8 protein-coding genes are annotated in these 13,186 nt (G+C 51.2%); all 8 read right to left on the bottom strand.

Annotation, left to right across the window (positions count from 1 at the left end; all coding sequences use genetic code 11):
- The gene (locus tag ACQY6F_RS02290) at window positions 1-975 is read right to left on the bottom strand and encodes an NADPH:quinone oxidoreductase family protein (RefSeq protein ID WP_428771954.1); all 975 of its coding nucleotides are present in this window, start codon (window positions 973-975) and stop codon (window positions 1-3) included.
- A 316-nt stretch (window positions 976-1,291) separates the two neighbouring features.
- Entirely contained in the window at window positions 1,292-2,254 is a 963-nt protein-coding gene (locus tag ACQY6F_RS02285; protein WP_428771953.1) for an SPOR domain-containing protein, read from the bottom strand.
- A gap of 163 nt (window positions 2,255-2,417) precedes the next feature.
- The gene (locus tag ACQY6F_RS02280; protein WP_428771952.1) at window positions 2,418-3,356 is read right to left on the bottom strand and encodes an ABC transporter permease; all 939 of its coding nucleotides are present in this window, start codon (window positions 3,354-3,356) and stop codon (window positions 2,418-2,420) included.
- A 2-nt stretch (window positions 3,357-3,358) separates the two neighbouring features.
- Window positions 3,359-4,336 (bottom strand): ABC transporter permease, encoded by a 978-nt coding sequence (locus tag ACQY6F_RS02275; RefSeq protein ID WP_428771951.1) that lies wholly within the window; start codon window positions 4,334-4,336, stop codon window positions 3,359-3,361.
- A 179-nt stretch (window positions 4,337-4,515) separates the two neighbouring features.
- The gene (locus tag ACQY6F_RS02270; RefSeq protein WP_428771950.1) at window positions 4,516-6,069 is read right to left on the bottom strand and encodes an ABC transporter substrate-binding protein; all 1,554 of its coding nucleotides are present in this window, start codon (window positions 6,067-6,069) and stop codon (window positions 4,516-4,518) included.
- 89 nt (window positions 6,070-6,158) lie between these two features.
- Complete coding sequence (locus tag ACQY6F_RS02265) at window positions 6,159-7,874, bottom strand: dipeptide ABC transporter ATP-binding protein (RefSeq protein ID WP_428771949.1); 1,716 nt, start codon at window positions 7,872-7,874, stop codon at window positions 6,159-6,161.
- A 703-nt stretch (window positions 7,875-8,577) separates the two neighbouring features.
- On the bottom strand, window positions 8,578-9,750 hold the full coding sequence (locus ACQY6F_RS02260) for a nucleotide sugar dehydrogenase (RefSeq protein WP_428771986.1): 1,173 nt from the start codon (window positions 9,748-9,750) through the stop codon (window positions 8,578-8,580).
- 119 nt (window positions 9,751-9,869) lie between these two features.
- Window positions 9,870-12,521: a beta-N-acetylhexosaminidase gene (locus ACQY6F_RS02255; RefSeq protein WP_428771948.1), complete on the bottom strand. Its 2,652-nt coding sequence runs from the start codon at window positions 12,519-12,521 to the stop codon at window positions 9,870-9,872.
- Window positions 12,522-13,186 lie beyond the last annotated feature (665 nt).

Here is a 13,186-nt window from a genome sequence, read left to right as displayed (position 1 = left end):
TCAGGGTTTAATGACGAGCTTTCCTTTCACTTGTCGGCTCATTACTTTCTGTATTGCCTCGGCGGTGCTGTCTAGTGGCACGACATCGTCAACCAGCACTTTAACTTTGCCGGCTCGATACCAGTCGAGCATTTCACGCATGTTGTCCTGAAAGGTTTCAGGTTCATGGCGGGTGAAACTGCCCCAGAACACACCGATCACTGAGTAACCTTTCACCAGCGCCAGGTTGACCGGTAGACTCGGGATTTGCCCGGATGCGAATCCCACCACCAGCAGCCGGCCATTCCAGGCCATGCAACGGGCCAGCGCAGCAAATGCGGCACCGCCGACGGCGTCATACGCCACATCCACGCCTCGTCCGCCAGTGGCCTGTTTAAGGGCGGTTTTCAGGTCATCAGTACTGGAGTTGATCAGCACGTCGGCGCCATGGTCACGCGCGGTTGCCAGCTTGTCTTCGCTGGAACAGACCGCGATCACTTTGGCGCCCATCGCTTTGCCAATTTGCACCGCCGCCAATCCGGTCCCGCCGGCCGCGCCGGTCACCACCAGAGTTTCACCCGGCTGGAGATTACCGCGCTGTTTCAGACCATGGTGCGCAGTGGCGTACGCGGTAAACAGGCCAGACGCTTCCTGATCTGAAATGCTGTCGTCCAGTTTCAGCAGTGCCGACTCGTCAACGGCGACCCGTTCGGCAAATCCGCCCAAGGTGCAGAATCCGGCCACCCGGTCCCCCACCCGAACGGAATTGACGCCCTCACCTACTGCCAGCACTTCACCGGCGACTTCGCTGCCGGGAATAAACGGCAGCTCAGGTTTGGCCTGGTACAGCCCTTGTACAATGAGTCCATCGGGATAATTGACACTGGCCGCGCAAACCTGCAGCAGCGCCTGGCCGGGCTTTACTTGCGGTTCAGCAACATCCGCTAAACGCAGCTGCTCCACAGGCGCGAAGGATTCACATAGAATAGCTTTCACGACTTGATTCCTCTGTTGTTGAGCGTGATGAAGTCTCTCGTCTGGCGGGACTTCTTTATCGATATAACTTCCTTGTGGTCGTGAGTCAGTGGCGGTTGTGTCACCGACAGCCGTTCACTTTTAACAATTTAATAACCTGAGTGGTGTTTTTGAAATTTATTCTGTGAATCCTGAGTCATTGATTTAGGTGATTGCCAGGAGAGGGGGGGAAAGCTAATGACCAGCAAGCAGCGAAGCGGGGACAGACCACCAATGAACCGAGCCGGCCAGTCCGGGCGAGGCTGAGTTGATCTGTTAACTGTCTGGGTAACAGCGATTAGGAGCGGGTTCGGGCACACAGCACGTTCAGCAGTGAACGACCGTTAAGCTGATTGACTTTGCCATTGGAAAACAGCCCCTGCTTATCTTCGCCCCAGTACGGCAGATGGATAGGCCATTTGTCAGTCAGCATCACTTTGGACTGCAACAATTTTTGCCACTCAGCCTGACTCACCAGGCGCATGTTTAATTGCTGGCAGGTCGCTAATGCCTGGTCGTAATTGAGCCGGTTCCACGGCTGGTCATATTCCATGTAGAACTGACTGTCGCTAAACAGCATATAGGGCAGCTTGTATTCCACCTGGTCAATGACGGTACTGAGGCGCACCTGAATGTCGGTGGAATCCACAGAGGTTGCGGGGGACGACGAGAGGCCAGCACCGATTACCCCTTCACCACGGGTGATTTCTGTGTGAGCCGCAGGTGAGGCGGGACGAAATACCGCGCTCTGTGGGCGGGATTTGGCCGTGGCAGCTTTGGGCTTGTCTGGTGTCACCTGCTTAGCGACCGGTTTCGACTGTCCTTTCCCTACCACTTCGCGGATAAAGGCTTGCTGATAGCCTTTTAGTTTAGCGACCTCGGTCAGTTCCTGACTGGCTTGGGTAAACGAATGATAGGGGCCAATCAGACAACGATAACCTTTAGGTTCGGGCTTAACCCAGACATCAGCGGAAATATGCGGATAAATAACTTTGGCTTGTGCCAGAGTCATCGGCTTCGGCAGCAGGCCACACTGGATCCAAAATAACGACTGGCGATTTTTCGGTTTGCGTCCCCATAAGCCGTTGCCGATCAGACAGCTTTTATCCAGCACCGGCAGCTCTGTTCCGGAAGCCTGAGTGGCATCGCACAGAAACTGCGACGGTTGCGCCACCGCCGTCGATAGCGGCCAGACCAAGCTCGTCAGGGCTAGCCTTATCATCCATCGAAAAGTCACACTTAGCGTAGTGTTGAAGTCCATAATCGTCACTCTAACCTTTTAGCCCAAGGCCACCCTTGCAGGTGAACCGTACGACTGTTGATTGCATCAAATGCGGATACCCAAATGAAATGCAAAAAAAGAGCCGTAAAGGATTACGGCTCTAGTGTAGGTAGATATTCGATTAAAAATCAATCGACTCGGATCACCCTTTATATATTTTCGGGTTGAACACGTCGCGCAGCCAGTCACCCAACAGGTTGATCACCAACACCAGTGTTACCAGTACAAAGCCCGGGAAGGCGGTAATCCACCAGGCACCGGAGAAGATGTAGTTAAATCCGATACTGATCAGGGCGCCCAGCGATGGTTGGTCTACCGGCAAACCTAGGCCGAGGAACGAAAGTGCCGCCTCAGACATAATCGCATTTGCCACCTGAACCGTTGAGATAACCAGAATTGGCGACAAGCAGTTAGGCAGAATGTGGCGGAACATGATCCGCGGCGACTTAAAGCCCATCACCCGCGCGGCTTCAACATACTCTTTCTTCTTCTCTGCCAGTACTGAGGCCCGGATGGTACGGGCGTATTGCGGCCATTCCGCCACCCCGATGATCACCACCAGCATCACTACCGCGTATTGGCTGTAAAAATCGCTACCGAAACTAGCTTTGAATATCGCCGAAACAATGATCGCCACCATCATGGTGGAGAATGACAACTGTACGTCGGCAAAACGCATCAGGAAACTGTCGATTCGGCCACCGAAATAACCGGCCGACAAGCCAATTACGATACCGAGCAACAGTTGCAGGCCCACCGCCAGGAAGCCGATGGTCAGCGACAGACGCGAACCGTATAAAATGGTCGACAGGATATCCCGCCCTTGCTCGTCGGTACCCAGTACAAAGCGCTCTTCGCCGTCTTCCATCCAGGATGGTGGCAGTTCCGCATCCATAATATCGATGCTGGCCAGATCATACGGGTTGCTCGGTGCGATCAGCGGTGCCGCGATCGACGTCAGCAGGAACAACATGAACACGGCAAAGCTGGCCATGGCCACTTTGTCACGCAGGAAATAGTACAGAATATCCGATTGTTTAAAACGCTCCCAACGCGATGGAGCTGCAGCAGTTTGACTCATGGTTATGCTCCTTTTCCGGTCAGGTTTACAGTCGGGTTAATCAGGCCGTACAGCAAGTCAACCACAGTGTTGGTTACCACAAAGATAAGACCAACAAAAATGACGTAAGCGGTGATCAATGGAGTATCGACCCGGTTGATCGCTTCAAGGAAAAGGAAGCCGGTACCCGGCCACTGGAATACGGTTTCGGTCAGGATGGTGTAAGCCACCATAGTACCTATTTGCACCCCACCGACGGTCAATACCGGTAGCATGGTGTTTTTCAGCGCGTGTTGGTAATAAATTTTATTCAGCGCCAGGCCTTTTGCTTTGGCAAATTTGATGTATTCCGAGCTCAGCACTTCCAGCATTTCAGAACGGACCAGACGGATAAACAGCGGTAACATGATCGACGCCAGTGCCACACAAGGCAGGATCAGATGCGCCAGACCATCGAGGGTAAAGTAGCCCGACTCCCAGCCCAGCACGTTGGCGGTTTCTCCCCGCCCGTAGGACGGCAGCCAGCCCAGTTCAATCGAGAACACGTACATCAGCATAATGGCGGTCAAAAAGACCGGAATCGAGATGCCGATACTACTAAACGCCATCACCACTTTGGTAAAGAAGCTCTTCGGATGGATAGCCGAGTAGACCCCGAGCGGTATCGACAACACGATGATGATCAATGTCGCGCCGAACACCAGTTCCAGTGTGGCGACCAGTTTATCCAGGATCACTTCCACCGCTGGGCGTTTGAAGAAATAAGATGTGCCCAGGTCACCCTGAACCGCATTGGTGATAAATCGAGTGTATTTGGTAATGAATGGATCATTCAGGCCCAGTTCATCGCGCAGTGCCTGACGTTCCGCTTCAGAAACCGACTGCCCGACAAGCTCACGCAACGGGTCACCCAGGTTATCCTGGATGGAAAACGCCACTAAACTGATCACAAACATCACTATCAGTGCCTGAAACAGGCGCTTGACCAGAAACGAAAACATTCCTTGCCCCTTAAAATTCGGTAATTTTCAGTCTGCCAGATTGGCATATATCAGTATTCAGTCTTAAAAATGGCACCCAACCCGACTGAAACAAAGTTAAGCACCAAAAATCTTAAGACAGGCACCCGGTGTTGACCGGATGCCTGTTTGCCACTTCTTATTACTGGCTAATCAGTAGCTTATTTAACTACCAGGTCGCCGAAGTAAGGGAAGTTCATCGCGTTAACGATAGGCTTGATTTCTACGTTAGATTTCGCGCCCCAAGCCAGGTTCTGCCAGTGCAGAGGAACAAATGCAGCATCATTGTACAGAGTTGCTTCTACTTGCTGCAGCATCTGAGCACGTTTGGCTGGATCAGTTTCAACGTTAGACGCTTCAACCAGTTTGTCCACTTCTGGGTTAGAGTAGTGGCCACAGTTGTACTGACCTTTACCTGTCTCTTCGTTACGAGTCATGGTCAGGAATTCAGAGAAGTTCGCTGAATCTTCAGTATCTGAGTGCCAACCGATCATCAGCATGTCTGCAGCACACTTGTCGAACTCTGGCCAGTACTGCGCTTTAGGCATGGTCTTCAGGTCAACTTTGATGCCGATCTTAGACAGCATAGCCGCCACGGCTTGCGCCACTTTGGCGTCGTTTACGTAACGGTTGTTCGGTGCAATCATAGACAGGGTGAAGCCTTTGTCGTAACCCGCTTCTTTCATCAGCTGTTTCGCTTTCTTCAGGTCGAAACGTGGCTGCAGATCAGCAGAGTAACCGGCGTAACCTTCAGGACCTTGCTGACCAGCTGCGGTAGCGAAGCCCTTCATGATCTTCTTCACGATACCTTCGTTGTTGATCGCATGCACAATCGCCTGACGAACGCGGACGTCTTTCAGTGCTTCATTGCTGTTCTGGTTCATTTGGAAAGTGATGATACGAGTACCTGGCAGAGTCACCAGATCAACGCCTTTGGCATTGTCAACACGGTTCAAATCGTTCGGAGCTACCGGCGCAATCATATCCACGTCGCCAGACAGCAGCGCCGCGACGCGAGTCGCGTCTTCTTTGATTGGCACCAGAGTCAGGTGGTCAACGTTACCTTTAGACTCTTTGTCCCAGTAGTCTTTGAAGCGTTCAAATTCTACTTTTACACCCTGCTCACGAGCAGTGACGATGAATGGACCAGTACCGGATACGTGCGTTGAAGCGAACGAGTTACCGTGCTTAACCACTTCAGATTTGTCTTTGCCGTCTTCGGTCTTACCTGAGTAGAACTTGCTGTCCATTGGGAAGATGTAAGTCGCGGTTTGCAGTACCAGCGGGTAAGCGCCTTTCGAGATCAGTTCAACCGTGTAGTCATCCACTTTGACCATTTTTTCATATGGTTCGAAGATGGCTTTGAAATCAGGCGAGTCTTTCAGACGTTCAAACGTCCAAACCACATCGTCGGCAGTCAGTTCGTTACCTGAGTGGAACTTAACACCTTTGCGCAGCTGGAAACGGAAAGTGTTGTCGTCAACACGTTCCCACTTCTCTGCCAGGCGTGGTTCAAAATCCAGCTTCTGGGTGTAACGAACTAGCGGATCAAATACCATGTGAGACATCTGCAGCGTACCGCCAGACAGTTGCTCGTGCGGGTCAAGCGATACCGGATCGGCATCATACGCGACTTTGATGTCTGCAGCAGCGGCACTAAAGCTCAAGCCAGCTGCCATTAAAGCTACTGTTAGTTTGCTTTTCATGGTTTTCATTGCATAACTCCTTATGCGGGAATCCAATCCCTAGTTGTTGTATTTGCGTCTGTTAAAAAAATGCCAAGTGAACTTGGAAAAATTGCGACTTACGCCGTTTTTACATCTTCTCTTAAACCTGTAAATTCAGGCATTAAGGAAATCAATTGTTTACTGTATTCGTGTTGTGGGTTGCTGAACAGTTGCTCGGTTGGCGCCACTTCCAGCAGGGTGCCCATCTGCATCACACCAACCCGGTCACACATCTGGCGGATTACCGGTAAGTCGTGGCTGATGAACAGCATAGTCAGGTTTAGCTCATCCTGCAGATCTTTCAGCAGGTTAAGAATTTGCGCCTGGACTGATACATCCAGTGCTGAAGTCGGTTCATCACAGATCAGCAGTCGAGGACGGGTCGCCAGCGCCCGGGCGATGGAAATCCGCTGGCGCTGACCGCCAGAAAACTCGTGCGGGTATTTCACTGCCGCCATCCGGCCCAGACCGACGTGGTCGAGCAGGTCATGGACGATTTGACGAGTCTCGGCTTCATTGCGAGTCAGTTTGTGAAAACGGATTGGCTCGGCGATGATGTCAAAGATTTTCATCCGCGGGTTCATTGAGGTATACGGGTTCTGGAACACCATCTGCATCTGACGACGCATTGGACGGCGCTCGTTTTCCGATTTCAGAGCGGTCAGATCGATACCTTCAAACGTCACCTTACCGCCATCCGGTTGATACAGGCCGGCAATCACGCGGGCGATGGTCGATTTACCCGAGCCGGACTCGCCCACCAGACCGAACGTCTCGCCTTCAAATACTTCAAAGCTGACATTGTTTGACGCCTGCACATATTCGCGGCGGCTTTCAAACAGGGAATCTTTGGTGACAAAACGCAGATCGACGTTTTCGACGTTCAGTAGTGGCCCGGTATAGGAGCGCTGATCCTGGCTCTGACCCAGCCAGTGGTTTTTCACATCGAGCGGTTCCATCTCGGTCGCTTCTTCGATGTAGCTCACCAGCGGGAAACGGTCCAGCTTGACGTCGGAGCGCGGTACCGCGGAAATCAGGCTGTGGGTATAAGGGTGTTCCGGCGTGCCCAGCACTTTCGCTGTTGGGCCGAACTCCACCAGGTCACCACGGTACATTACCGCCACACGGTCAGTGACGTTAGACACTACGCCCATATCGTGAGTCACCAGCATACAGCCGACATTGTGCTTCACGCACAGTTCACGGATCAGGTTCAGGATCTGGTCCTGGATCGACACGTCCAGTGCGGTGGTTGGTTCATCGGCGATGATCAAATCCGGTTCACCGGCCAGGGCAATAGCGATAACCACCCGTTGGCGCATCCCGCCAGAGAACTGGTGCGGATACTGTTTCAAGCGGTTTTCCGGCTGTGGAATGCCTACTTGTTTCATCAGGTTTAATGCGCGCTGATACGCTTCCTGATCGGAAACTTTCATGTTGGCGTGGATGGTTTCTTTCAGCTGTTGCTCGACGGTAAACAGCGGGTTCAGCGACGTCATCGGATCCTGAAAAATAAAGCCGATTTTTGAGCCGCGGACTTTGCGCATATTTTCCGGAGACAGGCCTGATATTTTTTCTCCGTCCAGGTATACGTCGCCACTGGCAATACGCCCGGGGGGACTGAGCAGATCAATAACCGCGTTACCCACGGTAGATTTACCTGCACCCGACTCACCAACCACACCGACGATTTCACCGCGTTCAATATTGAACGACAGTGATTTCACCGCAGCGTGCACACCATGGCGCGAGGGGTACTCGATACGAAGATTTTTGACTTCTAAAAGTGACATTTACCAGACCTCTACAGCTTCGGCAGCTTTCTGCCCTGTCTGAAAGTTGAATCCATTCGAACCAGTATTTTCTACTGGCAATTTACAGGGCACTCAATTTGGCAAATATTTCACAGAAAAGCAACAAATAGAGGATAAAAAATCGAATTCGCGCAGAAATAAAGCAGCTTAACAAAATATTTATGCATTGCACCTGCATGACCTATTGTTGGTGTAAATGTTGTGGCACCTAAATATCCCGCAATATACCTAGCTCTGCAGCATTTTATTCGACTAAAGGGGCTATTTGACCAATGTTAATCAACGCATAAATTGGCAAGTTTTATTAACAAAACAGCCATTAACAGTTTAAAAACATTCACCAGCTAAACGCACAAAAACAGAACCAAAATCCAGAAAAACCACAAATAAGCCAGATAAAAATTCACCTAAAACAAAACAACTAGAATTTATAGCTAGACAGAATATCATCTGGTAATCACAGATATCACCAATCTGCTAATTGGCGACATCCCCCGCTACTTCAGCGCTATTATCAAACCAGCTACGCAATTTATTGTGTAACCAGGTGAATAATGGCACCTTTAGTAATCAAACAATTATCACGGTAATTAATTGTTCAGGCAGATTAATTAACTTTTAAAGCCCAATTAATTTAAAAATTTAGCGACTGAAATAGTTTTCCCTAATCGGCATCAAAAGGTTATTTATCATTATTAAACAGATCGCGGCTATAAATTTTCTCCGCGACATCGGCTATTTCTTTTGCCATTCGGTTGCAGACGATCATGTCCGCCCGTGATTTAAACTGCTGCAGGTCGGTAATCACTTCCGACTGGTAAAATTCCGCTTGTTTCAGTACCGGTTCATAAACGATAACTTCAACACCATGGGCTTTTAATCGCTTCATAATCCCCTGAATACTTGAGGCACGAAAGTTATCGGAGCCGGACTTCATCACCAGGCGATAGATCCCCACCACGCGAGGATTTCGGCGCAGGATGCTGGCGGCGATAAAATCTTTCCGGGTACGATTGGCTTCCACTACCGCCTGAATCAGATTGTTCGGCACATCCTGATAGTTGGCCAACAGCTGTTTAGTATCCTTGGGCAGGCAATAGCCGCCATAACCAAATGACGGGTTGTTATAGTGGTTGCCAATGCGCGGGTCGAGACAGACACCATCAATGATTTGACGGCTGTTTAACTGGTGTGTTTCGGCATAGCTGTCCAGCTCATTAAAAAAGGCAATTCGCATTGCCAGGTAGGTATTGGCAAACAGTTTTATCGCCTCAGCTTCACTGGATTGGGTCAGCAATACCGCCACCTGTGACGTTAACGCGCCCTGCTGCAACAGCGTCGCAAACCGCTCCGCTGCCGGGCTGCCGTCACCAACAATAATCCGGGATGGGTAGAGATTATCGTGCAGCGCCAGGCCTTCGCGTAAAAACTCCGGCGAGAAAAAGATATTGTCGCAAGCCAGTGCGGCTCTGAGTTGCTCGGTAAAACCGACCGGCACCGTTGATTTAATCACCATATTGGCGGCTGGGTTGATCGCCAGCACCTCTCTGGCCACCGCTTCTACCGAGCGAGTATCAAACTGGTTACTGACCGGGTCATAGTTGGTTGGCGTAGCAATCACCACATACTCCGCCGACTGGTAGGCGCGCTGCTTATCCAGAGTGGCGCTGAAATTGAGCGGCTTATGAGCCAGGTAATGTTCGATATCCGTATCGGCAATCGGCGACTTGCCCTGTTGCAGCAGCGCTATCCGCTCCGCTGAGATATCCAGCGCCACCACTTCACAGTGCTGAGCCAGCAAAATCGCATTGGCCAGGCCCACATATCCGGTGCCCACTACCGCAACTTTTACCATCATAGCTTTCCCTGTCGAATGAAGTTCACCATCAGTCACAGCATTGACGACAAAGATTGCAGAGAGATGAAAACAAAAAAGCCCGACCAGTTGGGTCGGGCGTAGTCGTTTAGCCTTGGTTATTTGATGCTGGTCACCCGGCTGGCTCTCTCACCGGTCGCCGAAACCGAGCGGATAAATACTTCACCTTTGACTTGCGGGCGAGCATGGTCTGTATAAGTCAGCCAGTTTTCACCATCCAATGAGTATTGCAGTGCCACTCCCGGGAACTGAACGTTCATTGCCAGCGTGCCGTTTTCCACCATCGCACCAGGTACTGGCAGGCGGTAGTCGATGCCAGATTTTTCCAGCTTCGCCAACTCACGCTGACCGACTACGTTGGCAAAACGGTTGTAGTCTTGGTTTAGTGCCGCTTTATCAACCCGGTTGGTGTCTTGCGAGTACTCTACACCGGCTTGGTAGTCGTTTTCCCAGGCGCCGCGGTGCCATGCCCGCTCGGCCGCGGCCAGTACGCGGGGGAATACCATGTATTGGAACTGCTCGTCGTTACGCACCGTCTCAGACCAAAGCTGTGCTGACAGGCCGTAGAAGGGCTTTGCTTCGGTTTCACCTTTACCACTGAAGCCATTACCGTCACGGTCTACCGATGTTTCTGCGTTTTGCGGCATGTTCTCAGGTGCAAAGCCAAACATCTTGCGAGTGTCAGTGGCACGGGTCGCCCAGTAGTAGCCGCGCTCTTTGGGGTCAACTTCGTATGGCATGTCCATGTAGACATAATCTGGGTTTGACACGATCACGTCGTAACCTTGGTTAGCCCACTCGTAGACCGAGGCGGTTCCGCCCCAATACAGCGTATCCCAGAAGTTTACGCGTTTGTGCTCAGTGGCGAACGCCTCGACGCCTTCACTGTATTTCAAACCGTCTTGCCACGCCTGGAAGCCCACTATACCTTTGTTCGCGACCAGCTTAGACACTTGCTCGGCAAAATGACTCGGTAGGTGAGCGAAGTCGCTGACCGTGCCCTCGGCAATCAGGGTCTGACATTGTGGCGACTGAGCGAACGGCTTGTCTTGCTTGGCCAGCTCAATCGTGCCTTTCCAGCTGACTTTGTCCGCGGCGTTAACGTCCTGGAAACCGGCACCCAGTTTGATGTTTTTCGCTTCGTCACCACCGAAGTGCCAGGTGGTCAGTGGCGCGCCCGCCTCTGCATGCATCGCAGCGACTTCAGCAATCACTTTATCCACAAAGCGCGTTGAAGAAGCCAGACATGGGTTGATAAAACTTTGCTTGTCGTAGAACTGAACCGTGGTGACATTCGAGCGGTCTTGTGGATCCATCAAGCGGTACTCGTTTGCTTCGGCTTCCTTACCTTGCGCCATCAGACGTTCAAAGCGCGCTTCCATTGATACGACCGCGGCTCGAGCGTGTGCTGGCATGTCGATTTCCGGAATCACTTCGATGTTACGTGCTTTGGCGTATTTGAGGATTTCGACGTAATCCGTTGTACTGAAATAGCCGGAACCAAAGTTGTCCGAGCTGGGTCCCGAGCCGAGCTGGGGCAACAGACAACTTTTCTCTTCAATATCGAAACAACGGCTGGCCCCCACATCTGTCAGTTCAGGCAGGCCCGGGATTTCGATACGCCAGCCTTCGTCATCGGTTAAGTGCAGATGCAGTTTGTTCATCTTGTAGGCGGCCATTTGATCCAACGTTGCCAAGATGGCCTGTTTGGAGTGGAAGTTACGCGCCACATCCACCATCACCCCGCGGTAGTCAAAACGGGGCGCGTCTTTGATCGACAATTGTGGTAGCGAATCTGCCTTTTGACTGTCGACCAGGCCAAACAGTGATTGGACAGCGTAGAACGCACCCGCCAGGTCGAACGCTTTGATGCCAATCCCGTCGTCTTTGATGCTCATCTGATAAGCACCCGGTTTTGCTAATTCACCGCTAAAACTCGCCGGAACAACAGTGATGCTCACAGGAAGCTCACCAGCTACATCCACCCCGACCACTTTGCCACGCTGTTGAATCGCTGCAAACTGCTCCGCAGCAAATACGTTTTCAGGCAGCGCAATACCCGCGGCGATATTAACTCTGCCTTTACCAGCTTCAAGGTACATGGGTGTCGGTAGCAGTGTGGTGGATACATCCTGTTTTGTCAGGTCCTGGTTGTTCTCGAAACGGGAAACCGCACTGGCAAACACGTTGTTGTCATCGGGTGTGCGTTTTAGCTTGTCGCCTTCAAGCCCGCTGACAAAAGAGGCGACCTCTTCCGTGTTGAGCGATGCAATCATCTTAGGCTCGGCATTTGGCGCGGCGACGAATGCACCTGGCATAAAGTCAGTTTCAAATAGCTGCCAGTACTCACCAACCAGAGGCAGTACTACTTCTTCACCGGCGGCAAACCCATCAAACAGCTCGGTTGGCTCCAGTTTATGTAGGTCACCTGTTACGTGAGAGATTTTAAACTGCTCGTTATCGACAGCCAGAATCAGACGAATACTGTGGAAATAGATAGCCCAGTCTTTAGCATCAACCGCTTCGCCTTGGTTGACCAGGGTCATGTTGACTTGGTTACAAGACGCCCACTCAGCGCTCAACTGCTGACACCCAATACCGTTGTTCGCACCGTGATTGGTAACCACTTGATATTGAATATCAAGATTATCCGCCAACGAGTCAACGACTGCTTGATCAGAAGATTGAAAGGATGCGCAACCGGCTAATGTGGCTAACACCGCCCCTGCAATCAGACTATGTTTAATCATCTTACTTCCCCGTAAAATATGGAACATGCCAACACTGGCCATAAATCTAAGATGAAACACCATAACCTGAGTTATTTCGCATCGTAAAATTAATCGATAATGAAAGTGATTAAGTTCAAATTTTAGATTTTCTTATCAAATAAAATTCAATTTAAACAATAGGTTAAATTTAACGTTAATTTCGACATCGTTATTTTGACGAAATTTCTGAGTGCAGAATCACACCGTTGCAGCCAGGCCCGGCTAAATCTCGACGCCAGATCACACTGTCAATGCCATCAGCAGTCAGTCGATCGCCTCAGTATGTGTTTAAACGTGATAGGCGACACAAAAACCGCTCCGTCAAACAGCGTTGAAATGGCGTATTTCAACGGTTTTACCCACATCAGTCTGCGCAACTTGCTATCGCCTGCCAATGTGGCGGGCTGAGGGATGAAAGCCTCGTCTTACGACAAGGCTTTCGAAAGTGGTTGGTGAAGAGGACTTTGATGGTCCGCGGTCCGGCGTCCCGGCCCACAGCGTTCCTTCACTCAGTTCCAATGAATTTACTGTCAGAGACAAAAAGCCCCGTCTTGCGACGAGGCTTTCAATGGTGGTCGGTGAAGAGGGATTCGAACCCCCGACCCTCTGGTCCCAAACCAGATGCGCTACCAAACTGCGCTATT

This window comes from Vibrio sp., from assembly GCF_050299255.1.
GTDB lineage: Bacteria > Pseudomonadota > Gammaproteobacteria > Enterobacterales > Vibrionaceae > Vibrio.
The sequence above is the reverse complement of the archived record's forward strand: the minus strand, read 5'-3'. Positions and strand labels throughout refer to the sequence as shown.

What these genes read in the sequence shown, in the direction of transcription:
- ACQY6F_RS02285 (WP_428771953.1), bottom strand. Translation starts at nt 2,254, where the DNA reads ATGGACTTCAACACTACGCTAAGTGTGACTTTTCGATGGATGATAAGG.
- ACQY6F_RS02280 (WP_428771952.1), bottom strand. Translation starts at nt 3,356, where the DNA reads ATGAGTCAAACTGCTGCAGCTCCATCGCGTTGGGAGCGTTTTAAACAA.
- ACQY6F_RS02275 (WP_428771951.1), bottom strand. Translation starts at nt 4,336, where the DNA reads ATGTTTTCGTTTCTGGTCAAGCGCCTGTTTCAGGCACTGATAGTGATG.
- ACQY6F_RS02270 (WP_428771950.1), bottom strand. Translation starts at nt 6,069, where the DNA reads ATGAAAACCATGAAAAGCAAACTAACAGTAGCTTTAATGGCAGCTGGC.
- ACQY6F_RS02265 (WP_428771949.1), bottom strand. Translation starts at nt 7,874, where the DNA reads ATGTCACTTTTAGAAGTCAAAAATCTTCGTATCGAGTACCCCTCGCGC.
- ACQY6F_RS02260 (WP_428771986.1), bottom strand. Translation starts at nt 9,750, where the DNA reads ATGGTAAAAGTTGCGGTAGTGGGCACCGGATATGTGGGCCTGGCCAAT.
- ACQY6F_RS02255 (WP_428771948.1), bottom strand. Translation starts at nt 12,521, where the DNA reads ATGATTAAACATAGTCTGATTGCAGGGGCGGTGTTAGCCACATTAGCC.